Annotated in this window: 30 protein-coding genes and 1 pseudogene; 11 read left to right on the top strand and 20 right to left on the bottom strand. The window is 65.5% G+C overall.

Annotated features, from left to right (window positions below):
• Positions 1–105 precede the first annotated feature (105 nt).
• The 8 genes from FYJ91_RS12140 to FYJ91_RS12110 form a co-directional block, all read right to left on the bottom strand.
• Positions 106–1,728, bottom strand: coding sequence for a DUF6504 family protein (locus tag FYJ91_RS12140; protein ID WP_149522558.1), 1,623 nt, complete (start codon positions 1,726–1,728; stop codon positions 106–108).
• On the bottom strand, positions 1,652–2,380 hold the full coding sequence (locus FYJ91_RS12135) for an ImuA family protein (RefSeq protein WP_149522557.1): 729 nt from the start codon (positions 2,378–2,380) through the stop codon (positions 1,652–1,654). The genes FYJ91_RS12140 and FYJ91_RS12135 overlap by 77 nt, the downstream gene beginning before the upstream one ends.
• Positions 2,381–2,596: 216 nt before the next feature.
• Positions 2,597–3,082 carry a DUF4142 domain-containing protein gene (locus tag FYJ91_RS12130; protein ID WP_246152601.1) on the bottom strand — a complete coding sequence of 162 codons (486 nt, stop codon included), beginning with the start codon at positions 3,080–3,082 and terminating at the stop codon, positions 2,597–2,599.
• Positions 3,083–3,138: 56 nt separating this feature from the next.
• Positions 3,139–4,230, bottom strand: a complete 1,092-nt coding sequence (locus FYJ91_RS12125; RefSeq protein WP_149522556.1) for an alpha/beta hydrolase — start codon at positions 4,228–4,230, stop codon at positions 3,139–3,141.
• Positions 4,231–4,363: 133 nt separating this feature from the next.
• The gene (locus tag FYJ91_RS20795) at positions 4,364–4,516 is read right to left on the bottom strand and encodes a hypothetical protein (protein WP_219822592.1); all 153 of its coding nucleotides are present in this window, start codon (positions 4,514–4,516) and stop codon (positions 4,364–4,366) included.
• A gap of 66 nt (positions 4,517–4,582) precedes the next feature.
• Positions 4,583–4,708 (bottom strand): hypothetical protein, encoded by a 126-nt coding sequence (locus FYJ91_RS21020; RefSeq protein ID WP_281290604.1) that lies wholly within the window; start codon positions 4,706–4,708, stop codon positions 4,583–4,585.
• A 2-nt stretch (positions 4,709–4,710) separates the two neighbouring features.
• Positions 4,711–4,995, bottom strand: coding sequence for a hypothetical protein (locus FYJ91_RS12115; protein ID WP_149522555.1), 285 nt, complete (start codon positions 4,993–4,995; stop codon positions 4,711–4,713).
• A gap of 113 nt (positions 4,996–5,108) precedes the next feature.
• Positions 5,109–6,161: a GNAT family N-acetyltransferase gene (locus FYJ91_RS12110; protein ID WP_149522554.1), complete on the bottom strand. Its 1,053-nt coding sequence runs from the start codon at positions 6,159–6,161 to the stop codon at positions 5,109–5,111.
• A gap of 634 nt (positions 6,162–6,795) precedes the next feature.
• On the opposite strand from FYJ91_RS12110, the pseudogene FYJ91_RS21050 reads away from it, so the two are divergent.
• Positions 6,796–7,109 (top strand): annotated as a pseudogene (locus tag FYJ91_RS21050) (4a-hydroxytetrahydrobiopterin dehydratase).
• Between the two features lie 51 nt (positions 7,110–7,160).
• Entirely contained in the window at positions 7,161–7,424 is a 264-nt protein-coding gene (locus FYJ91_RS12095; RefSeq protein WP_149522552.1) for a DksA/TraR family C4-type zinc finger protein, read from the top strand.
• Between the two features lie 10 nt (positions 7,425–7,434).
• On the opposite strand, the gene FYJ91_RS12090 is transcribed toward FYJ91_RS12095, so the two are convergent.
• On the bottom strand, positions 7,435–7,617 hold the full coding sequence (locus FYJ91_RS12090; protein WP_149522551.1) for a DUF3008 family protein: 183 nt from the start codon (positions 7,615–7,617) through the stop codon (positions 7,435–7,437).
• A 108-nt stretch (positions 7,618–7,725) separates the two neighbouring features.
• Between FYJ91_RS12090 and FYJ91_RS12085 the strand changes: the two genes are divergently transcribed.
• Positions 7,726–7,929 carry a hypothetical protein gene (locus tag FYJ91_RS12085; RefSeq protein WP_149522550.1) on the top strand — a complete coding sequence of 68 codons (204 nt, stop codon included), beginning with the start codon at positions 7,726–7,728 and terminating at the stop codon, positions 7,927–7,929.
• Positions 7,930–7,936: 7 nt separating this feature from the next.
• Here the strand turns inward: FYJ91_RS12085 and FYJ91_RS12080 are convergent, their stop codons facing one another.
• Complete coding sequence (locus tag FYJ91_RS12080; protein ID WP_149522549.1) at positions 7,937–8,791, bottom strand: transglutaminase family protein; 855 nt, start codon at positions 8,789–8,791, stop codon at positions 7,937–7,939.
• Between the two features lie 95 nt (positions 8,792–8,886).
• Between FYJ91_RS12080 and FYJ91_RS12075 the strand changes: the two genes are divergently transcribed.
• The 5 genes from FYJ91_RS12075 to FYJ91_RS12055 all read left to right on the top strand — a co-directional run bounded on the left by FYJ91_RS12075 (position 8,887) and on the right by FYJ91_RS12055 (position 10,721).
• The gene (locus tag FYJ91_RS12075) at positions 8,887–9,093 is read left to right on the top strand and encodes a hypervirulence associated TUDOR domain-containing protein (RefSeq protein ID WP_149522548.1); all 207 of its coding nucleotides are present in this window, start codon (positions 8,887–8,889) and stop codon (positions 9,091–9,093) included.
• A 3-nt stretch (positions 9,094–9,096) separates the two neighbouring features.
• Complete coding sequence (locus tag FYJ91_RS12070; protein WP_149522547.1) at positions 9,097–9,414, top strand: hypothetical protein; 318 nt, start codon at positions 9,097–9,099, stop codon at positions 9,412–9,414.
• Positions 9,411–9,677: a hypothetical protein gene (locus tag FYJ91_RS12065; RefSeq protein WP_149522546.1), complete on the top strand. Its 267-nt coding sequence runs from the start codon at positions 9,411–9,413 to the stop codon at positions 9,675–9,677. The genes FYJ91_RS12070 and FYJ91_RS12065 overlap by 4 nt, the downstream gene beginning before the upstream one ends.
• A gap of 95 nt (positions 9,678–9,772) precedes the next feature.
• A complete protein-coding gene (locus tag FYJ91_RS12060; RefSeq protein ID WP_149522545.1) occupies positions 9,773–10,078 on the top strand; it encodes a hypothetical protein in 306 nt (101 codons plus the stop codon).
• A gap of 238 nt (positions 10,079–10,316) precedes the next feature.
• The gene (locus tag FYJ91_RS12055; RefSeq protein ID WP_246152599.1) at positions 10,317–10,721 is read left to right on the top strand and encodes a BLUF domain-containing protein; all 405 of its coding nucleotides are present in this window, start codon (positions 10,317–10,319) and stop codon (positions 10,719–10,721) included.
• Here FYJ91_RS12055 and FYJ91_RS12050 read toward each other — a convergent pair.
• On the bottom strand, positions 10,718–10,951 hold the full coding sequence (locus FYJ91_RS12050) for a hypothetical protein (RefSeq protein WP_149522544.1): 234 nt from the start codon (positions 10,949–10,951) through the stop codon (positions 10,718–10,720). The two genes, FYJ91_RS12055 and FYJ91_RS12050, sit on opposite strands and share 4 nt — an antisense overlap.
• 161 nt (positions 10,952–11,112) lie before the next feature.
• Here FYJ91_RS12050 and FYJ91_RS12045 point away from each other — a divergent pair, with 161 nt between their 5' ends.
• Positions 11,113–11,403, top strand: a complete 291-nt coding sequence (locus FYJ91_RS12045; RefSeq protein WP_149522543.1) for a hypothetical protein — start codon at positions 11,113–11,115, stop codon at positions 11,401–11,403.
• 3 nt (positions 11,404–11,406) lie between these two features.
• Here the strand turns inward: FYJ91_RS12045 and FYJ91_RS12040 are convergent, their stop codons facing one another.
• Positions 11,407–12,585: an FAD-dependent monooxygenase gene (locus FYJ91_RS12040; RefSeq protein WP_246152598.1), complete on the bottom strand. Its 1,179-nt coding sequence runs from the start codon at positions 12,583–12,585 to the stop codon at positions 11,407–11,409.
• A 71-nt stretch (positions 12,586–12,656) separates the two neighbouring features.
• Positions 12,657–13,211: a TspO/MBR family protein gene (locus FYJ91_RS12035; protein ID WP_246152597.1), complete on the bottom strand. Its 555-nt coding sequence runs from the start codon at positions 13,209–13,211 to the stop codon at positions 12,657–12,659.
• Positions 13,212–13,863: 652 nt separating this feature from the next.
• On the opposite strand from FYJ91_RS12035, the gene FYJ91_RS12025 reads away from it, so the two are divergent.
• Positions 13,864–14,781, top strand: a complete 918-nt coding sequence (locus FYJ91_RS12025) for an NAD-dependent epimerase/dehydratase family protein (protein WP_149522541.1) — start codon at positions 13,864–13,866, stop codon at positions 14,779–14,781.
• A 168-nt stretch (positions 14,782–14,949) separates the two neighbouring features.
• Here FYJ91_RS12025 and FYJ91_RS12020 read toward each other — a convergent pair whose 3' ends face one another.
• From FYJ91_RS12020 to FYJ91_RS21015, 3 genes are all read right to left on the bottom strand, one after another.
• Entirely contained in the window at positions 14,950–16,272 is a 1,323-nt protein-coding gene (locus FYJ91_RS12020; RefSeq protein ID WP_246152596.1) for a YihY/virulence factor BrkB family protein, read from the bottom strand.
• Between the two features lie 570 nt (positions 16,273–16,842).
• Complete coding sequence (locus FYJ91_RS12015; protein ID WP_149522540.1) at positions 16,843–17,247, bottom strand: BLUF domain-containing protein; 405 nt, start codon at positions 17,245–17,247, stop codon at positions 16,843–16,845.
• Between the two features lie 375 nt (positions 17,248–17,622).
• Positions 17,623–17,751, bottom strand: coding sequence for a hypothetical protein (locus tag FYJ91_RS21015; RefSeq protein WP_281290603.1), 129 nt, complete (start codon positions 17,749–17,751; stop codon positions 17,623–17,625).
• Positions 17,752–18,304: 553 nt separating this feature from the next.
• Here FYJ91_RS21015 and FYJ91_RS12005 point away from each other — a divergent pair.
• Positions 18,305–19,476, top strand: a protein-coding gene (locus tag FYJ91_RS12005; RefSeq protein WP_149522538.1) for an IS3 family transposase whose coding sequence is annotated in 2 segments (ribosomal slippage) — positions 18,305–18,569 and positions 18,569–19,476 — 1,173 coding nt in all. Because the reading frame shifts where the segments join, the coding sequence is not laid out codon by codon here.
• Here the strand turns inward: FYJ91_RS12005 and FYJ91_RS12000 are convergent.
• The 4 genes from FYJ91_RS12000 to FYJ91_RS11985 all read right to left on the bottom strand — a co-directional run bounded on the left by FYJ91_RS12000 (position 19,473) and on the right by FYJ91_RS11985 (position 21,680).
• Entirely contained in the window at positions 19,473–20,162 is a 690-nt protein-coding gene (locus tag FYJ91_RS12000) for an LLM class flavin-dependent oxidoreductase (protein ID WP_149522537.1), read from the bottom strand. The genes FYJ91_RS12005 and FYJ91_RS12000 overlap by 4 nt on opposite strands.
• A 385-nt stretch (positions 20,163–20,547) precedes the next feature.
• Complete coding sequence (locus FYJ91_RS11995; RefSeq protein WP_149522536.1) at positions 20,548–20,955, bottom strand: nuclear transport factor 2 family protein; 408 nt, start codon at positions 20,953–20,955, stop codon at positions 20,548–20,550.
• A gap of 172 nt (positions 20,956–21,127) precedes the next feature.
• Positions 21,128–21,319, bottom strand: a complete 192-nt coding sequence (locus tag FYJ91_RS11990; protein WP_342788023.1) for a DUF3253 domain-containing protein — start codon at positions 21,317–21,319, stop codon at positions 21,128–21,130.
• An 88-nt stretch (positions 21,320–21,407) separates the two neighbouring features.
• The gene (locus FYJ91_RS11985) at positions 21,408–21,680 is read right to left on the bottom strand and encodes a UvrB/UvrC motif-containing protein (protein WP_149522535.1); all 273 of its coding nucleotides are present in this window, start codon (positions 21,678–21,680) and stop codon (positions 21,408–21,410) included.
• Between the last annotated feature and the right edge of the window lie 93 nt (positions 21,681–21,773).

The raw sequence follows: 21,773 nt of genomic DNA, 5'->3' as shown, positions 1-21,773 counted from the left end.
CGTGGAGCCTAAAAAGCGTAAAGCCGGGGGAGTGGCTTTGCGCTTCGGCGGATCGGCGGCACGGGCGGCGCAACACCCAGCAGGCGCATCGATGCGAAGCCTGCCTCAACAGAATGCCCCGTGGATGAACCAGGTCATCGGGCCGGTGGACATATGTTCGCCGTCGCCGAGGCGGAACAGCCAGAAGCGGCCGCCGCTCGCCGTCTCGACCTGATAATAGTCGCGCACCGTGAAAGGGGTGTCGGCCTCCTGGCCGCCGGCGCGCCACCATTCGCCATAGAGCCGTTCGGGGCCGTCGGCGGCCGCGACCCGGTGGCGCGTACCGCGCCAGATGAAGAGCGCGGGTGGATGATCGGGCAAGGCCGCGATTACTTCGATCTTTTCCGGAGGGCTGATCAGCCGCGCCGGGCGCGGGCAGTCGGGATCCCAGCGGTCGGCCGTGGGCGGCGCGTCTTCGTTCTTATCAGAGGTGCCTTTTTCGCTCGACAGGGGACGGGCCATGCGATGCGGATCGGCCGATGAGGACGCGAGCGCGGGCAGGCAGGCGACTTCGCGTTCGGGCATGGTGCTGGGCCGCGCGGTGAGCCGGTAGAGCCGGCGCTGCCCGAACCGGTTGGCGAGGGCATCGACCAACGCGGGCAGATCGGGGCCGCGGCCACTTGTGGCCAGACCACTATCAAGCCCGCTGGCCTGAGCTGGCCCGAGGGGCTCCACCAGCGGCGCGACGAGGGTCATCGCCTCGACCCCGAGGCCGGGGTCGATCGTGTCGATCTTCTGGCAGAGCAATTTGGCGAGATGCCTGGGATCGCGGGTGGCGGTCGCGGTGCCGATCCGGATCGTCGGCACGTCGCCATCGACCCGGTGAAAGAAGAGATCGAGCCGCCGCGCGCCCTGGCCGGCGGTGACGAGCGCGGCCGAAAGGTCGGCGGTCAGATCGTGGATCACCTGCGCGAAGGCGTCGGCGGTCCCGATCGGCTCGAGCAGGCCGCGCCGGACGCGCGGCACCGCCTTGGGGAAGATCGGTTCGATCGGTTCAGGGATATGGCCGAGCGCCTGGTCGAGCCGGCGGTAGAGCCCCGCGCCGAAGCGCTTTGCGAGGGGGGCACGGGGTGCCGCAATCAACTGCTCGATCCGGGTGAAGCCCATACGGGCGAGATCGGCGGCAACCCCGGGTTCGATCCGGAGCGCCGCGACCGGCAGCAGCGACAGCGCCGCGCGGGCCTTGCCCGGCGGGATCAGCGAGGGGCGACCACCGGCGACATGCCGTGCCACCGCATGCGCGCAGCCGATCGTGTCGGCGACCGCCAGCTGGACGTTCAGGCCTGAGGCGAGCACGCGTCGGAACAAGTCCTTGGCGAGCCGGTCCTCGCCGCCGAACAGGCTCTCGCAGCCTGAGATGTCGAGGAGGAGGCCGTGCGGCGGATCGGGGGCGACGACCGGCGCGTAGCGGTGCCCGGCCCAGAGCGCGAGGCGGCGGAGCCCCTGCAGATCATCCTCGGGGTCGGCGTCGATCACGATGAGGTCGGGGATCAGCGAGCGGGCCTTGGTCACCGTCATACCGGGGGCGAGCCCCGCCTTGCGCGCGGCCGCATCGACCGCGGCGATCAGCCGGCGGCTACGGTCGGGCAGAGCGGTGACGAGCGGCGCTTCTCTAAGAAGCGACGCGTCGCGCTTCCGCAAGCGGTCGGTCGACCAGCTCGGCAGGAAGAGCGAGGCGGCCCTGCGCATCGCTGGCCTCCACGGTCCAGAGGTGGGGCTCGCCGCCACGCGCACGTTCGAGCGCGACCTGCCAGCGCGGACGGGCGAGGCTGGGGATGGTCAGCCGCTCGGACGGGCTCGATCGCACCCGCCAGCGGGTGACGGCGGCGGTGCCGCCGGTCTCGCCTTCGTCCTTCGCCGCGCGACGGAAGACGAAGGCGGGGACCCCGCTGGTCTCGGCGGCGAGCTGGAGACGGCGCGACGCGGTCAGCCCGATCTTGCCCAGTTCGCCGACGACCCCGGCGAGGCCGGGGTGGCGGAGAGCCTCCTCCATCGCGATCAGGACATTGGTGTCGGATCCCGCCTCGACGAAGATCACGCGGTCGGCGTCGAGGCCGGCCTGCGCCAGCGACGGCGCGAAGAGATCGGCCCAGCGCAGCGCCCAGACGACCATGCCGTCGGTGCGCGCGAGGATGCCGGCGAGGAAGATCGTCGCGGCCGCATCGTCGGACAGGTTGCGTGAGCCTGCGACCTCGTGGAGCGCGCCGCTCGCGATCCCGCCGCCCGGCAGATGCGCGTCGATCGCCGCGATTCCGAAGGGGAGCACGGCGTGGCGCGTCGCGACGCCCTCGATCGAGGCGATCCGCGCGCGCAATTCTTCGATGACGGATGCACTGCGCATAACCGGGAACAGACTCGGAATCGGGTTAGGTTGTTCCCTAAATGTTCCGTTCCGCTGGAAGCTGTCAATGACCTGTCGAGGCACGGTCGCTTGATCGGCGCTGCCTGCCGCCGATGTCAGGCCGAAACGAAGCCCGAAATTGGTGAGGGACCGTGCGCCTTGGCGCACGGTCCCTCACGCTATATTTATTTGCGGTCGCGTCAGACCGCCGTCGGATCACATGGCCATGAGCATCATGATGTGATGCTCGACGACCGGGACGATTCTGCCTGCCGCCAATTTGAGCGGCATGGCCGTGCCGTCGGCCGCATAGGCTTTCTGGACATTGAGCGCCTGACCATGCGCCGCCTTCTGCTGTGCGATATAGGTCGCATCGCGCGCAGCGCCGGTCTCGGCCTTGAGCTGCGCGACCATCTCGGCCTGGGTCGGCGTCAGCATCGGCGGGCCTGCCTTCACCTTCGACTTGGCGGCGGCCGCCTTGACGTCGGCCGTGCTGTCACGGTGCGCGCTCAGCATCATCGTCGCGAACTCGCGAACCTTGGGGTCGCTCGTGGTCTCGAGCACGATCTGGCTCGATGTTCGCTCATAGAGATCGCTGGCGCCGGCGGTTGCGACATAGTCGGCCGGGGTCATCGGCAGGGCGAGAGCCGGGCTGGCGAGAAGGCCGAGCGCGGCGCTGGCGAGCAGGATGGAGGTTTTCATGGGTCATACTCCGGGAAAAAGGGAAGGCCGGCCGGCTCGAAGCCGGCCGTGCCGCATCAGCGCTTGAACGCCGTCTTGAGGCGATCGATCGCCCAGCCATTGGCATCATAGGCGCCGCGCACGACGCTCCCCATGCCGAAGAACTCATGGGTCACGCCCGGGAAGGTCTTCTGCTCGACCCGGTCGCCGGCAGCGCGCATCGCCTTGGCCAAGGTCTCGCCATCGGAGCGTAGCGGATCGATCTGCGCGTTGATGATCGTGGTCGGCGGCAGGCCCTTAAGATCGGCCTTCACCAGGTTGATCCGGGGGTCCATCTGGTCGGCCTTGGTCCGCGCGTAATAATATCCGAACCAGCCCAGCATGGCCGTATTGAGCGGCTTGGCGTTCGCCGAATCCTTGCGCGAGGGCAGCATCATGTCGCTGTTCGCGATCGGATAGACCGCGAGGATGTGAAGCGGCACTGTCAGCCCGTTATCGCGGGCATAGATGGCGGTTGCGACCGCGAGATTGCCGCCGGCGCTTTCGCCCGCGACCGCGACCATCTTCGGATCGCCGCCCCAGCTGGCCGCTTTGGTGAGCGTCCAGCGATAGGCCATCGCCGCGTCGTCATGTTGGGCCGGAAATTTGGCCTCGGGGGCGTGACGATATTCGACCGACACGACGATCGCGTTCAGCTGCTTGGACAGCAACCGCGGCGCCGCGTCATAGGTGTTGACGTCTGCGATCACCCAGCCACCGCCATGATAATAGATGATCACGGGAAGCGGTGCGCCAGTCGCGGCGACGGGCTTGTAGATCCGGGCATATTGCATCGGCTCCGCGCCATAAGCGACGTCCTGGGTCGTGACCGCGGGGTCGGGCGCTGTCGATAGACCCTTCGCGCGCATCACGGCCTTGGTGGCATCGGCGGCCGACGGCTGTATCCGCGCCTGGACCGGGGTGAGCGTTTCGATGGCTTTAGGCTTGAGCGCCGCATGCGCGTCGAGCACCGCCTGCATGTCGGCCGCGGCCGGGGCCGGGGTCGGCATCGCGGCGACCGCTGCGGGCTTCGGCGGCGGCGATGCGTTTATCGACATCGACGACTGCGCGAGCGCTGCGCTGGAGGCGCAAAACATCATCGCCAGAACGGCGACCTTCTTGGTGACCATATGGAGAAATCCCTGTTAGTTGGTGATCACAAAACAAGGCTGTGGCCCGGACGTTCCGCCGCGCGCCGGTCTCCTAATGTCAATCAATACATATCAGACCTTGCTGCCGCCCCCCGGCGGACGCTGGCCTGCATCAGCCGCGATCGGCGCTCGCGAAGACGATCAGATTGTCGTCGGGATCGCGCGTCCGCATGATGAAGAAGTCCTTGGCGCCCTCGATCTCACCGACGGTCAGGCCAGCGGCGTCGAGCCGCGCGCGCTCGGCGGCGAGCGGCAATACGCCCAAGGTCAGGGTCGAGTGCCCGGCATGCTCGGGCGCCTCGAACAGCTGAACCTCGGCGCTGTCCGTGAACTACCATTCGGCGAGTCCCACCATCGGCCGGCGGGTCGGCGCCTTGCCGAACAGCTTAGTGAACCAGGCGATGCTCGTTTCGAGGTTCGAGCAACTGACCTGCGCGAAGATCGTCTCGATGTCCATTGTCAGCGATCCTGCGGCACGTTTGGCAGATGCTCGGCGAGCGCCGCGATCGTCTCGCCCGAGAAGCTGGTAGTTGCGATGCCGTCGAGCTGGATCGGATGTTCGACCGTCAGCACGGCTGAAGCCTTATGCTGCGGCTCGAGCAGCAGCCAGGCGCGGACCGCGCCGTTGAGATTGGTGACCTCGGCGACATCCTGGCCACCGCGTTCGACGTTTTCGAGCGCGGCGCTCGCCGTCCAGTCGATCGCCGGGGTCTTGGTGGGGTCGGTCCAGCGGCCTTCAACCATGGGAGCATCCTCGATACGCGGCACCGCGATCCGGTGCGGATCGCTTGGTCTCCATAGCGCGAGAGGCCGTGATCGGTTCCGGGCGCGACGTGCCGGACGCCGGGCGAGGCCCGTCAGGGCGTGCGGGCGAAGCGATAGCTCGTCTGCTCGAAGCCGGTCTCTCGGAAGAAGCGGTGGCTGTTGCGGATCTCGATATCGCTCACCGCCTCGATCAGCCGCGCGCCGTCCTTCACCATGACCTCCACCGCGCGGTCGAGCAACGCCCGGCCAACCCCGTCCCGCCGCACATCCTCGGCGACGACGATCGCGGTGACCCGGCCGACGGGGCCGCGTTGGAGCGTCGGCACCACACTCCACGCGATCACACCGACGACGGCTTCGCCGCGCTCTGCGACGAGCACGCCGGAGCCGCGCTTGGCCGGCAACTGCTCGACGATGCTGGCGCTGTCGCCATCGCCGGGGATCAGGGCGATCAGATCCGCAATCGCCTCGGCATCGTCGCGGGTCGCCTTGCGGATTTTGAGCGGCGCGGGCGCCGGTTCGGGTTCGGGTTCGGGCGCTGCGGCCTCGATCTCGGGATCGGGGTCGGGTTCAGGCGTCGGCTCGAACGCGCGGGCCTTCGCCTTTCGGCGTGAACCGCGCGCGGGTTCGGACGGGGTCGGGTCTGCGGCTGCGCGCCTGTTGCGCCCCTTGGTCGCGACCGGTGCCGTATCGGCATCGCGCTCGATAGCGTCATCGGCATCGCCCGCGTCTTCCGTCGATGCCGCTGTGCGCTTGCGCGATCGGGCGGGAAGATCCTCATCCTCTCCCGCATCTTCGTCGGGCGGGCCATAGCGCCGGGGCGTGCGCGGACGCAGCACCGAGGCGACCTCCTCGTCATCGGGCGCCGTGCGCTCGGCCTTGGTCGACGGCGGCGCCTGCGGTGTCGTCTCGACCGAGGTCGCCCAGGTCGACACCTCGCCCTTACGCAGAAAATCGGCGATCTCCTGCGACGAGGCGGTCAGGCTCTTGCCATCCTGGCCGAAGGCGGGCGCGCCCTTCGCGTCGACCAAGCCGAACTTGCCATAATCGCCTTTGCCCGGCGTCTTCACGCGCGATTTGACGAGGCGAAAGCCGCGGTGGCGCGCGGCTTCGCGGAGCGTCTCATCGGTGGGGCCTGCGGCCATAAGGTGTCGCCTTTCCAGGCGACGACAATGTTTGGTGCACGCGATCGTTGCGACCCCGGGCATAGCCGGTGTGATCGGCGCTTCGTCCTGGGACCGCCGAGGCGCTCGCAACGTGGGCGCTGCCGCGCGCTAGCTGTAAGCACATCAAGAAGAGGGAAGGGGTGCGCTATTCGCTCGACTGCGAATGACCCGCACGAGATCAGCCTCGACGAAAATGTCACCCGGACGCCGATGTACCCGGCGGATAAATATGAGGCCTTCAAGCGACCCACCGACGAGACGGGATACGGGGCCGAGGAGATCGGCGGGCGCTTCGGGGTGTCGGCGGCGGTTGCGTTTGCGCGCGGTCAGCCCAACTTGAGAGCATCCTCGCGCTCGATGACGTCTCGCCGCACCGGGTTGGCGCTGACCTGCTGTGGGTGATGCGACCCGCTACCTGATCGACGATTATCAGCAGACCTCTGTTGGCATCGAAAGTTTCGAGGATTGGCTGCGCCAAGCCCTCAAGACGAACTTCGCCCGCTCTATGCGTGGCTGTCGGCGCTCGACGTCCTCGAGCCTGGCACGGTCATCGAGAGCAACCTGCTCCATCATCGCGGATCGCAGGCCTTGTCGGTAACCTCCGGGGCGGGGCGTGAACCGGGTGCGCCTCCGTGACGACAGCCGCGCTCCCCTGCTGGCGGTGCATCCGGAAAGGCGGCTCGAGGACGATCAGGACTCGATCGTGCAGCATCTGGTCTTCCCGACTTTTCTCGAGGCGATGGCCCTCATGAACCGGGTCGCCGAGGTTGCCGACCGGATGGACCATCACCCCGAATGGTCCAACGTCACTGCAAGGTCGAGATCGTGCTCACCACCCATGATGTTGGCGGGCTCAGTGATGCGGATGGCGAGCTCGCCGTCGCGATCGACCGGATAGCGCGAAGCTATTTCGGCCCGCGCGGCTAGGGATCGTCGCGCACCCTCTGTCGTTATCCCCGGATCAGAGAGGATAACAACATGGCCGGTGGCTGGGCGCCCGACGGGGCGGTGCAGGATCAGATCGACGACACGATCAAGGACGCGGTCGAAGCCGCGCGCCTGGGCCTGCGCGGCGGCGAGGCCGCGACGCATTGCGAGGAGTGCGGCGAGCCGATCCCGGAGAAGCGCCGTCAGGCCTTGCCGGGGGCCCGGACCTGTGTCGGCTGCCAATCGGCGCGCGACCAGACACGGCATTTTTCCGTGATAAACCGGCGCGGCTCGAAGGACAGCCAGCTGCGCTGACTGCACGACCTCAATCCTTCTTGTCGGGCAGGCCCTTGCGTCTGGTGTGCGCGAATTCCTCAAGTTGCGTCTCGGTCATCGATACCTCCATCCGCTTCGAGGCACCTTTGAGCTTCGATTTGGGTTCGTCGCCGCGCTTGGCGGCGAGTGCGGCGCCGGCGGCTTTTTGCTGGGCTTTGGAGGTAGCGGGCATGGTCGGTCTCCTTGTTCCGGGTCAACGCCTCAAGGGTCGGCCCGATCCCATGCGGGACATCGTCCGCGGCTCGTGCGTTGAGCGCCAAGACACCCCGAGGAGAGCGACATGAACCGCGACGCGCATAATATTTCGACCGAGCACCGGCCCAAGGGGAGCGACCGCAATCCCAGCGACACGCTCGACAAGCCCGAAGCTCCCGACGCGCATGTCGGGGCACCGACCGTTAAAAGTCCGGCGAAGGCCGGCACCGCCGATGTCGTTGACGAGAGAGGCCGGCCGTTGAACGGCGACGGCACCACCGCCGCCTGACCGGCGGTCAGCCGGCCGCCACCCGCACTGAAACCGTCATGCCGGAGGCGTCGTCCGGCGTTCCGATATAACCGCCGGTGACCGGCATGATCTGACGAATGTGCCGGGCCACCGCGACCGGGATGAGCTGGGCGTCGCCCACCCGGTTGTGGGTCGGGTCGAAGGTGATCCAGCCCGCGGCGGGCAGATAGATTTCGGCCCAGCCATGAGTCGAGCCGGGATCGTCGGCGGTTTGCTCTGGATCGTGGAGATAGCCCGAGACCGCGCGGGCGCCGAAGCCGAGATGCCGCGCGGCGTCGATGAACAAGGCGGCGATGTCGCGGCATGATCCGCTCGCGCGTGCGAGCGTTTCGGCGGGCGCCTGCGTACCCTCCTCGTCGCGGGTGCGATAGGCGATCGCGGGAAGGAGCCCGGCGTTCAGGTCCTTGAGTAGCGCGAGCGTATCGGTGCGCCCGCCGGCGACGAAACCTCGCGCCCAGGCGGCGACGGTCTCGGCGCCGTCGCCGGGTTGCGGCGTGAGGAGCGCGCCAAGGTCGATGCGGTCGCCCTGCGAATAAGCGAAGGGATAATGATGAGCGTCGACCGCGATCGTGAAGATCGGAAAGGGCGGTGCGTCATGCTCGATCGTCGCGGTGACGATGATCTCGATCGCGTCGGCCGGCTGCGGGAAATTGAGGGTGGCGATGCGGTTGCCGAAGACATCGTCAGTCCACGCGATCGTCGCCGCTCCGCCCGTGTCGATCACGAGGTCGAGCAGGCGAAGCTCGGCGCCGGCGCGAGGTGTCACCAGCAGCCGGTGAGGCTGGAGCGCGACCGGCCTGCGATAATGATACGCGGTGCGGTGGGTGATGGTGAGGCGCATCGGGCTGGAACGCGCGGCAAGCCCGATCGGCCCGGCCGCCGGAACCGGGCGCGCGCTGATGCGCTGTTTGCGGTCAGAGCCGAAGGAGACAGGATATGGCGAAGGCGCTCAAGGCCGGCGATGCGGTCAGCTGGAAGAGCCATGGCGGCGACGCCCATGGCAAGGTGGTCAAGAAGCTGACCGAGCCCATGCAGATCAAGGGCCACAAGGTTGCGGCCTCGGACGACAACCCCGAATATCTGGTCGAGACCGGCGAGGGCAAACGCGCCGCGCACAAGCCGGCCGCCCTGAAGAAGGGCTGAACCATGGCCGACAGCTTCAAACCGACCCAAAAGATGGCCGCCGCCGCGCGGCGCGGCCTGCGGCTGCGCGAAAAATTCGGGCGTGGCGGGACCGAGGTCGGGGTGGCGCGAGCGCATCAGCTCGCCGCGCAGCGCGACCTCGACGCGACCGACGTCAAGGCGATGCACAGCTTCTTCGCGCGCCATGCCGTCGACAAGGACACCAAGACCCACAGATGGAATTCGGACAGCGACCCGTCGGCCGGCTTCATCGCCTGGCTGCTGTGGGGCGGCGACGCCGGCAAGAGCTGGGCCGACCGTAAGGCGAAGGCGCTCGGTTGAGCGGACCGTCGGACGAGTACGCCCATGGTCGGCGCGACGGATTGCGCCTCGCGCTCGCGATCCTCGCCGCAGAGGAAGCAAAATGGGCCGCCCTGCTCGGCGAGAGCCGGTCATGGCGGACCAACCAGACCCGCGAGATCCGCCACAAGACGCTGCAGGTGGCACAAGGTCGCCTCCAGACCGCGCTCAAGCGGATGACCCCCAAAACGGGCGACACCGTTTCGCGCGAGCTTGGGGCGGCGCTCGACAAACTAGGGCTGTGACCGCCGGTCGGGCCGCTTGACCTATATTGGTGCGATTGTCCGGACCATCGCGAGGACCTTCGGCGTTGACGGCCAGACCCTCAAGGAGACTCAGCATGAGCCGCAGCCTCACCGCCACCTTCGCCACCCGCCGCGATGCCGAGATGACCGTCGAGCGGCTCGTCCAGGAGTTTGGGATCGAGCGGACCGACATTTTTGTCGCCGCCGAAGGCGATGCCAACACCGCCGGAACAGCCGCCGCCGGGTCCGATGCGGCGGGAGCCGAGGCGGGGTCGGAGGAACGCGCGGACGGCGCGCATGACGGCGGTGTCACCGTTTCGGTCGACATCAACGACGAGGGTCTCACCGACCGCGTCGGCGCGGCTTTCGCCGAGTTCGAGGCAGCCGAGGTCGAGCGGTGATCGCCGACGCTCCAGTCTCTGCACCGCTCAAGCGCAAGGCGCGGCGCGCCGAGGCCGCGCGCCTTCGGATTCGCCCGCAAGCCGCCGGGTGCGCCTGCTGCCGGTCGGCCGAGCCGGAGAAGGCCGGGAAAAGCGAACCAACACAGATTATGGCGATAGGGGAGCGCACTTAGCGCGCCCTTAACCGGCGTGCGGGCAGGACCGCGCCGGTCGATGACAGAGAAGCGAGGGAGAGGCCGTGCTGCACCAGATCACCTATATCAGCTCCGCGCGGCCGACGATTCTCCTCGCCGATGTCGAGGGGATCCTCGAGACGTCGCGCCGGCGCAACCGCCAGGACGAGATCACCGGTCTCCTCGTGTTCGACGGCAAGCGCTTCCTCCAGGTCATCGAGGGGCCCTATCAGGCGATCGAAACCACCTTCGCGCGGATCGCGCAGGATCCGCGCCACCGGGCGCTCGTCAAGCTCGCGACCCGCTCGGTCGAGGTGCGCGAGTTCGGGCAATGGGCGATGGCCTCGCACATCGTCGGTCCCCTGATCGGCGACGGCAATATCGTCGAGCAGGTCGATGCGCTGACCGAGACGCTGACCGACCCCAATATCAAGGCAACCCTGCGAGGCTTTGCGCGCGTTCGCGCCTAGACCAGGTTCGTTTCGCAGATCAGCTCGACTCCGTCCGGGTCGTCGGTCTCCCCGACCTCCACCCTGAGGCCCGCGATCCGGACTCTGTCGCCGTCGAGGATCAGCGCGGCGCCGCCGGGCGCATAGCGAATCAGGTTCCACAGCACCGGCATGGCGATCCGCCAATGGCGCGGTGCTCCGCCCTGGGCGACGACCGTCTCGATCCGCGCTGCCATATCCTCGATCGTCATCGCCCGACTCAATGCCGGCGAGCGGTTTTCGATCCGCCGATCGCGGCCAGCTTGATCTACGGCAATTGGATCGGTCGGCTCGTTCCGCTATGAGCCATCGCGGCGTCCGCCCGCCCGTGCGGGAGTCGTCCGTCCCGCTCTATCCACGACGGCCACAGCCCATGCCCTATCGTACAGCGATCATCGGTAACCTCGACCTCGTCGAAATCGACCGTGAGGGTCCGATCCCCGCCTTTGTCGGCAAAATCGACAACCGCACCCTGATCGTCCGGTTCGACGTGGCCGCGCTCGCCAAGGTGGCGGGCAAGGTCGGGTCGGGCGAGTCCGTGGCGCGGGCCCTTCAGGCGCGCGCGCCTGCGATCCAGGCGGCGGCGCAGACCCTCCTCAAGGGCGGCTTTTGGACGGAGACCGAGGACGGCATCGAAATCCTCGTCACCGCGCTCGATCTCTAAGCGTCAGCGCATCGCGCGCGCGTAACGCGACAGGTCGGGCTCCTTGGGCGGACGGGCGAAGATCCGGCCCGCGGCATGGCGCAGCGTGGGCCGGCTCGCGAGCCTGAGCGCGGCGTGGAGGATATGGATGCCGACCTGACTGTGCGGGTTGGCGAGCCGCGGCACGAGCTTGGGTATGCCCTGCGCCTGCTCGATCATCGGGCGCAGCGCCGCCTCATAGGCGGCGAGTGCCGCGCCGACATCATCGTGCAGCGCCAGTTCGCCGGCCAGGACATAGGCGCCGGTCAGCGCCAGCGTCGCCCCGATCCCGCCGAGCGGCGTTACCGCCCAGGCGGCGTCGCCGGTCAGCACGACGCGACCGCTCGACCAGCGCGGCATCCGGACCTGGCGCAGCGCATCAAAATAGAAATCGTCGGTGGTCTCCATGGCCGCGAGCACGCGCGGTGCCTGCCACCCGGCATCGGCAAAGGTGTCGCGCAGCCACGCCTTCTGGCGCGCGACTGGCCAGTCCTCTTCGCCGTGCGCGTTCTTCTGGACCGAGAGCATCGCCCGGGTGGTGCCGTAACGGTCGGGGCGCAGCGAGATGCTGCGGCCGCCGCTCGCATGATACCAGCGCCACATCCGGTCGTCGTCGGGCGCGCGCGGGATGGTGAAATAGGCCATCGTCAGGTCCATCCAGCGTGGGTCGTTTTCTTTCGGGAAGATTAGTTCGCGAGTCGCCGCGCCAACGCCTTCGGCGATGATAACGAGATCGTAACGCTCGCACGCGCCGCCTGCGAAGGTGACCATTGCGCCGTCTGGGTCTTGGGCGATCTCGCGGATATAGTCGCCGAAACGGAAGCGGGCATGCGACCGGGCGGGCTCGTAGATCAGCCGGGCGAGATCGCCGCGCAGGATCTCCATTTCCGCGGTCGGGCCGTCGCCTGCAATATCGGACGCGATGAAGCTAGCCGCCGGTGTCCCATCGGCCTTGATCCAGACGGTACCTTCCTCGCCGGTGCCCTCGCGGAGGGCCTCGGCTTCGAGCCCCATGTGGCGGATCACCGTGCGGCCCACGCCGCGGACGTCGATATTCTGACCGCCGTCGCGGAAGGCGGGCGCCCGTTCACAAACGGTGACGTCATGGCCGTGGCGGCCGAGCCAGTAAGCGGCGGCGTTGCCGGCGATGCTGGCGCCGGTCACGAGGATGCGGTGGGGAATGGCGGGCTCTCCTTGCTCTCGGAGAACCGCAAGCGCTGCGTCAGGTTCCGTGGTCAGTCGTCGCTGCCGCGGCGCGCGCGCCGCCAGATGTCGGTCGCCATCACCGTCGCGAAGCCGAGCCAGGCGAGGAGCGGGAGCGCCAGCGCGCCTGCGACGCGGTCGCGGCGCGCGGCGGCGACCGCATGAGCCGTGCCGGTGACAACCATCGCGCCCCAGAGCGCCGCGCTCGGCCCCAGCGCCCTGCGCCGGAAGAAGAGATCGGACCAGCCTCCGATCAGCGCGCCATTGATCAGCCACAGGCCGAGCGCGGCGTTGCGCGGGGCGGTCGCGGGCTGGCGCAGCAGACGGTAGCCGCCGACCGCGAGGCCGGTTTTGAGCAGCGGCCAGACCGCGCCGAAGACCGCGTCGGGCGGGACGAAGCCGGGCTTGTCGAGCCGCTGGTACCAGCGGCGGATGCGCGGATGCGAGCGGTCCGGCGCGTTGCGCCGGCCGATGAGCGCACTCGCGCCCAGCACGGCGACCGCGATCGCAAGGGCGGCCGGCCGTGACAGGCCGCCATCCTTAGGGAGCGTGTCGGCTGAAGGTATTGGGAGAGGAAGGTCGGGCACGGGCATTGAACCCGCGCCGGACGTCTCCGGGTGCGGTGTGGGCAAAAAAATCGGGTATGCCGACGGGTGGGTCGTCGTATCACAAACTGTCATGATGCGGCCGATGTGTTTCGGATCGTTCGCGTCAGCACGATCGCTGTTTCTTTCGAGCTGGGACAGGCTCTACCGGTCGCGTGCCATGGCGAAAATTGCGAGGTCCTCGAGAAATCTCGGTGTCGGCGTCGATCGTTTTTCACGGGCGGCGATATTCAGAGGCAATCGATCTCGAGCCGGTGGGCCGGCTGTGTAGGCCGGAAGAATCGCAGATGGCGTTCTTTGGATGAGCGCTGATTTGGGAGCCTTCGTGCCCGGCGCGGCGGTGTCCGTTGCCGAACGAAGGGCGCGCGGTCTTGAATGGGAGCAGGCACCGCCCGGAATAGATTTCAGCGCTGCCCATGGCCGCTTTCGGCGTTGAGTGTCGTTCCTACGCCCGAACTGAAGGGTAATAGTTGGGCGGAAGACGTCATTGCGTCGAACCTAATCCGAACGGCGGCATCGCGTCCTATTTTAGGCGGTAGCTGATAGGCTCCAATCACCCGGAAAGCCGCCGTTGTTCCGGATGAACCGCAAGAGTTAGCCGTAGGCTGGCTTCTGGGCATTTGGGAGGCGTGGATTGAGAGCACTGGTCGTACGCGCAACCGGTTATATCGGCTCCGCAGTGGCGCGACGTTTCAAGGCGGCAGGCGCCGCGGTCGCCGGAATAGCGCGCAGCGCCCACAATGCTGAAGTTCTTGAAGGCGAAGGGGTCATACCGGTCGCGGGTGATCTTGATCATCCGGCCACGATCGCCGCTGCCGCCCGTGATTTCGATATTACGGTACTCGCCGGCATCGGCTCAGGGACCGACGAGCGTGCGGTCGTGTCTGCGGTGATCGAAAGCTGTCGCAGGTCCGCGCGTCGGTTCATTTATACGTCGGGTACGGGTGTTCTCGGCATCGAAAGCCGGGATGGCCAATGGAGCGACTACACGTTCGCGGAGGATGATCCGTTTCCGTTTCCCGGCGGAGCGACACGGGCCTGGCGCTTGCCGACCGAGGATATGGTCAGAACCGCGGGTCTGGAAGGCGTCGCGGGCATGGTCATTCGACCGCCTCTGATCTACGGGCGCGGCGGAAGTACACAGGTGCCCGCGATCTTCAAATCGGTTCGGACGACGGGAAGCGCATGCTATGTCGGCGCGGGCCTCAACCTCTACTCGAACGTTCATGTCGATGATCTGGCCGACCTTTATTGGCTGGTGGCGACGAACGGCGCTTCGGGCGCGCTTTATCACGCGGTTTCGGGCGAAGCGGACTTCCGATCGATCGCGGAGGCGGTGGCGTCGGTTCTGCAATGCCCAACGCGCAGTGTCACGTTTGAGGAGGGATGCGGCATTTGGGGCGAGCAAATCGCTGGCGTCGCCCTGGCGGTGAACAGTCGCTCGATTGCCAGACGGTCCCAACAGGAACTCGGTTGGAAACCGAGGCATCGAGACATTATTCATGACATCCGCGCTGGCTCATATTTCGAGAAACATACACCCGCAGGATAGAGGTATAGCCGCATCGAGGCGGTCACCTATGCGCCGCACAATCGGTCATTCGCAGAGCTCGAGACAATTTCTCAAAGCGGACGCCCAAAAAGCGCCCCAACCAAGAACTCGACTATAATCGGACTGAAAGCGTTCGGTCCGGTCTTACATCTGTCCGCGATCCGACCCTCAACCCACGGGCCCGCGTCGCCCGAGAAAGGCGAGTCCGCCAGCTACAAAAAGCAAGGCGCCGCCTTTGAGCGCTTGGCCGCGCCGCCGCAGTAGGACTAGCCCGCCCGCGGCGGCGATCGATGGAACCACGCCGACCCGCCCGAGCCCGACAAGCCGCGATCCCGCCGCGGCCCCCCGAATCGTCGCGGCCTCGGTAGCAATCGAGCGCGGCGCCGGGTCCGAGGCGATAATGACGACTGACGCGCCCGTCTCGACAGCGTCTTCCTCGCCCATAATTTTGTCCGCCGTGACCGGCTCATCCGACAGCGGCGAAGGGTGTGGCGCCTCGTCCGCGGCGCTCGCGCCTGCGACATGGTCGGCGACCCAGGCCTGACGCGTGCCCAAAGGAGTCTCGGTTCCTTCCGTCGTGTCACGCGCGGTCTGATGTTCGAGCTCAGCGTTCAGCTCGGCGCCGAGCAGCAGGATGAAGCTCGACAGATAGAGCCAGGTCAGCAGCACCACGATCGCGCTCAAGGACCCATAGGTCGCGCTATAATCGTCAACGTTGGCGACATAGACGCCGAAGCCAAGCGACAGCAGCAGCCAACCAAAGGCGGCGAAGAGGGAGCCCGGCGTCAACCAGACCCATCGCGCCTTTGCGCGGTCGGGGCCGTAGCGATACAACGTTGCGGCGCCCGCCGCGCCGCCCAGACCAAGCAGGGCGTAGGCGGCCAGCTTGCCGAGGACGAGCAGCGCATCGGGCAAGCTCGGTAGCAAGGACTCGAGATGGCCGAGCGCCGCGATCGCGAGCACTGCGACGAGTGCGAGCAGAACGCCGCAGGCTGTGATGCCGAGCGCCAGCAAGGTCTGGCGCACGATACCTCGCGTCTCTGCCTCCTCATATGCGATGTTGAGCGCGGTGATCAGCGAGGCCGCGCCGTTACGCGCGCCGAACAACGCCAGACCGAAAGCCGCGAGCAACCCCAATCCCTTCTTTCCCGTCGAGGCGGTCACCACTTCGACGAGCTGGTCGGCGATCAGTTTGGCGACATAAGCCGGCAAGGTCGTGACCAAAGCGCGAATGTCGTGGAGCACCGTGTCGGTGTCGGCGATCAGCCCATAAAGAAGGACTACGCTCCCGAGCAAAGGTATGATCGCGAGGAAGCCGTAGAAAGCGACCCCGGCTGCAACGAGGCCAATATTGTCCTCAGACGATTCCGACCAAACACGCTTCAAAACTTGCTTCCACGCAGGCCAGCCCATCTTGTAGGGGCTCGCCGCGGCGCGGCCCGCCGCCAGCTCCTTCAGATCGCGCATATCCTCTGCGGTCGCCGACGGCACACGCTTCTCCCTGTTGAACCAACCGTCGCCCACGGTCTGATGATCAGGGAAGAACGTTCTGGCGCGCCGATCCGTTGCCAGCAGAGCGGCCGCATTCCCGTTGAGACCCTATGCTGGGGCGCAATCCCGCGGCTACGGGGAGCCGTCGCGGAGGATCTCGCAGCCGCCTCGCATCAGACCCTTAGGCGCACGGTGTTGCGAGTTGTGACAACTCGATGTTGTGGCGGAGCGGATGGAGCCACTCGGTCAGAACCATACTTGCCTAGCCGCCCAGTTTTTAAGCAGAGACCCAGGCGGGGGCATAAGCTTGCCGCCGACGCGCTGGAACCAGATTGCGAGTAGAACGATTCCGTCGCCAAAGACAGTGGGGATCGGATGCCAGCGCGGAGACAAAGATGCCAAGCCTAACTGCCGAAGATAATCGGGAATACTTCATCGAGCGCGCGCGGCAGTAAGCTGAGCTAGCTACGCAGTGCGACGACAGCTGCGCCGCAGCGGTCCATCTCAAGATGTCGGCGGCGTATCTTGAGCGGGCCGAGCAATATGGCAGGCGCTAGATCGCTTGGGCGATTATGCCGCGCGAATTTTGGCAAAGCCGCGGAATAGCTCGCGGACGTTGGCGTCAGGGATTGTTTCCGTCAGAGCGATAACGGTTCCTACGATGTCGCCTTTGCCGATAATTGGACCAACGACTTCCGAGGCCATTGCCCACGGGCCAAACTCGCGAATCTCTACGGTTCGCCTGGAAAGCTCGACGATGGCGCGGTGACGAACATCTTCGCGAATGCGGGCGAACGTGTGCTCAACAGCAGCCTGATCTCCTTCCAAGGCTTGCAGGAAGCGTTTGCCGTCAAACACCAACAGCCCAGAAACTCCGGCGCGGGCGTTATTGCGCCGTGACACCTCGAGAATAGTCTCCGCGTCATAAATCGACAGCGATGGCGCGGCGGTACTGATGTACGTCAACTGAAGCACGGTTTTCTCCCGTTTCCACCTTGCGTCACAATCGTGCAGGTCGGGTTGAAAATTGGTTCGCGGGCGAGATGTTCCTTCGTGGGCCGGCGATCATTCCGGCATTCGACGTCGCGCTTGAGCTAGGGCGCCGATGTAAATTATGCAATGAATGAGAGCCTAGATATCGGGCAGCGTGGGCGAAACATTGTGCCTTCCACCCAATCTGCATTAATGCTGCACCTCTTTACTCTGCTATTTTGTCTTCGAGGCTTCGCGCACGATTCCCCAATCTCGGTGTGGCGTGACTCCGCACGGCGTGAAGTCTCACCCCGTTAGAATGTAGTCTTGAGATTTCGCGGTTCAGCGAGGATGGTTACATTGTGGAGGGCAAAGAATCTAAAAGTAGGCGATCAGCATTAGAAGGCCGGCTACAGCGATCGTTCCAATGACGCTGACAACCGCCACCGCTTCGGCCCGCATGGTCTTGGCCTGCGCGCGAACGCCCCAATCCTTACCGTTGATCATATCGTCCCCCAACGAAGTTACGTCGATCTATCAGACAACTGCAACGGTTGCGCTAATATAGATTGAGCTTTTCTGATCTGCGTGGTGCGAATGGAAAGGCGGCCGAGCCTGTGGCGAGTTATCGCGCTTTGAGGCTTCCCGCAGCCCGACCCCGGGAAGTCCCCAGCTGGGAGCCTCAACCCTTCCGGACAGTCTCACAGAATCGAGCAGCACCCTCGCTTGGCCTTTCAGCCAAGGGATTGTAGGCGCTCGACGACGCTCGATATGAGATGTATCGCGCGAACGCGGAAGCGCAGCGCACTGCCGCACGAAATACAGCTTTGCCTAACCGCCGTGACATGCACTTGCGATCTGCGGAGACTTGGGAGGCGATGGCCGCAGCTGTTCAAGACAATGCCGACCGCGCGATGGTGAACGAAGCGGCCAAGGAGGCTGGCAAGGCGGGCTGAGTAGATCGTCTCGACCATATGGGGCGGCGGGGCGGCGGCCTTGAGCTGCCCCCTTCTGAGTGGTCCACCGACTATGACAGTCTGGATCGAGGAAGGGACGACGAATGCCTTCGAAGAAGCACAAGCCCGAGGAGATCATCGGGAAGCTGCGTGAAGTGGAGATCATGCTGGGCCAAGGCGGCACGACCGCCGAGGCGTGCCGACGGATCGCGGTCAGCGAGCAGACCTACTATCGCTGGCGCAAGGAGTATGGTGGCCTGAAGACGGATCAGGCACGGCGGATGAAGGACCTGGAGAAAGAGAACCTGCGGCTGCGCCGCGCGATCTCCGACCTGACGCTGGACAAGCTGATCCTGCAGGAGGCGGCACGGGGAAACTTCTGAGCCCCGCGCGGCGCCGGCGCTGCATCGACCAGGTGAAAGAGGTGCTGGACGTATCCGAGCGACGGGTGTGTCGCGTTCTCGGGCAGCACCGGTCGACGCAGCGCAAAGTGCCGTGCGGGGCGGATGACGAGCAGGCGCTCACCGACGACGTCGTCGCGCTGGCGAAGCAGTACGGGCGCTACGGCTACCGTCGGGTGACCGCGCTGCTGCATGCGGCGGGCTGGTCGGTAAACCACAAACGGGTGGAGCGGATCTGGCGGCGCGAGGGGCTGAAGGTGCCGCAGCGCCAACCGAAACGCGGTCGACTGTGGCTCAATGACGGCTCCTGCATCCGGCTCCGGCCAGAGTATCCGGGGCATGTCTGGGCCTATGACTTCGTCGAGGAGCGCACCCACGACGGGCGCAAGTTCCGCATCCTGACCATCATCGACGAGGCCAGTCGCGAGTGCCTGGCACTGGTCGTGTCACGCCAGCTCCGCCACGAAGACGTGCTGGCCGCGTTGGCCGACCTGTTCATCGACCGGGGTCCGCCAGCGCACATCAGGTCGGACAACGGCAGCGAGTTCATCGCCACCGCCGTCCAGACCTGGCTCGGCCAGATCGGCGTGAAGACGCTCTACATCGCCCCGGGCTCGCCATGGGAGAACGGCTATAACGAGAGCTTCAACGGGTCGCTTCGCGACGAGCTGCTCAACGGCGAGATCTTCTACAGCCTCGCCGAGGCCAGGGTGCTGATCGAGGCGTGGCGCCGTCACTACAACACCGTCCGGCCGCACAGCAGCCTGGGCTACCGCCCGCCGGCCCCGGAAGCGGCGACACCGCCATTGCCGGCCTCCGGTTCCGCTTCGCTCCACCTACGCCCGGCAATGGCGGCGGAAACGACAATGCACTAACTAACAAGCCGGACCACCCGGTGGGGGCTGCTCAAGTCGGGCTTGCGGTTGATGGCCTCGCATTTTTCTCGATAGATTGACGACAACGCCTTCGCGTAGCCAAGGTCGACCACCGGACCGCACATCCACATGTCGCCCAACCGAGCTGCGCGATCGACCGCAACCGGCACGTCTCCGGCTACGATGAGCGGTGGCCCCGGACGCTGGATCGGCCGCGGGAACATCGTCAGCTCCGGGAATCTATAAAACTTACCCTCAAAGCTCACGTTTTCCTTCTCCCAGAGAAGGCGGAGTACCTTGAGAGCTTCTTCCATCCTCGCTCCGCGTTCCTTGAAGGGAACGCCAAGCACCTCGTATTCAAACTGATTCCAGCCCGTTCCGACGCCGAGAGAGACGCGGCCGCCCGATAGTTGATCGATTGTCGCCACCTGCTCCGCTACTTGCAGAGGGTCATGCATCGGCAGGATGAAGATCCCTGTTGCCACCCTGATGCGACTAGTCCGCGTGGCGACACATCCCAGCACCGTCAGCGGGTCAGATGGGTCGCCTTCGCGAAAATGATGCTGCCCGATCGTGATTGTATCGAAGCCTGCTTCCTCAGCGACCTGAGCTAACTCGAACGTTTCCCGGTAGGGATCACGCGACGACAGGTCGCGCAGGAATGGCAAAGTCGTGGAAAACTTCATTGCATTTCCTAGGTTGACGGCATTTGGGCCGGGTGGGCGATCGCGATATCTGCGGCAGCGCAAATCACCCATCTTTGCTATCGGCGGATAAGGCGGCCAGTACCTCTGCGCGCATCTCCCCCAATGCGGATTTCATCTTGCAAATGGCGAGCTAGGTCGAGCTCGACGGTATCGCGGATCGGCCACGAGATGAGCCATACTTTGACCATCGGGGTAGCCAGTATGGCGTAGGCGCCAAGCTGCGGGCCCGTGAGTAGCGGCCCTACTCAGTGTCTAAAGGATCAGCAGTTTGCGCGGCATATACTGGTAAGGCAGTGCCGACTTTGTGCCCTAAATCGTGTCGTAAAAGTCCGTCGATGACCTCTTTAAAACTATAAATGCCTGGTCAATGCTCGTGAGCCTGCATGAAATACGGATCGAGGACGACGCCCGGTGGTGGCGTGAACCACGTGCGCACGTACGCGATCTTTCCATCATCGCCGATCGTGTACACCTCTATGCTGTCGATTACCGCCGTCTCGCCGTTCAGATCGCCCGTATTGCGGATATGGCAGGCCGCCTGATCTGAGCATATCTGCATCAGGATCGGCTCGAGTTTCCACGAGCGCCCGTTCTTGAATGAGTTATCCCAGCTCAGCCTGACGGACTCAGTGCCGACCTTCTTCGGTCCACCGATGGGGTCCTCAAATACGACCGACGCCGAGAAGTTTGCCATCCAGCGGGATCGATCCTGCGCGTTCCACGCGTCGAAGTGTGTTTGCATTGCGCCGGCGATTTGTTCTCTGGTCGGCATTGATCACTCCCCGCACTCTTTTGTCGCTGACGATGGTATCGCGCGTCTGTCATTCAATGCAAATGCGTATGAGTCAGGCCTTGCCGGAAGCGATTTCTCCGGTCTTTCGGCAACTCCGCCTGTGTCCATCTTATATATGGCAGCAAAGCGCCCGATAGTCGGACGTTCGAGATCATTTTCGGGTGTCCGATGAGCTGACGCTCGCGACGGCAATCCGATACGGCCCGGACCGCGCCGATATGGCCCTGCCTTTCCAGCTCAGGGTGATATCCCTCTGACTTAGCAGGTGATCAACTGCAGCATGGACGATGGGCATCGCGGTACGCCAATCTCCCCCATCATTTGCGGATGCTACTGCCGCGATCTTTCGTGCAACCTCGCTGGGACATATCGTCGCTCCGGATCACGAGCAGCAAGTAAGTCAAGCACGGCGGCACTTGCGACGTCGATCATCACTTTCGTTTCCGGCCGGAAGTCATGAGATCGGGCTTCGGCGGCGGCTTCCACCTTGGCGAAGGTGCCGGCCGTTGCCTGCTCGTGCCAAGCCCCATGGTGCCGGGCTGCTGGCGGACCAAACCCGATGTGTCTGCCAGCGCGGCGTCTGCAGCGCTTGCCCCGCCTCGCATCAGATTGATCCGGTCACGAAGGCGCCGCGCCTCCTCGAAATCGAGATCGCTCGCCGCAATTTCCATTCTACGCTGGAGATCCTTGATCGTGTCAGTCATCAGCGCTCAACGCGCGGCTATGACATTAGGCGGCATTGCGCCGTGATCCCCTCCCGAAAGCCCACGTTCGTCTACACGCTGCGATCTGGTTGC

Origin of the sequence: Sphingomonas montanisoli (assembly GCF_008274695.1) — a bacterium.
Lineage (GTDB): Bacteria > Pseudomonadota > Alphaproteobacteria > Sphingomonadales > Sphingomonadaceae > Rhizorhabdus > Rhizorhabdus montanisoli.
Note: the sequence above shows the minus strand (reverse complement) of the source record. Positions and strands in the feature narration are given on the sequence as shown.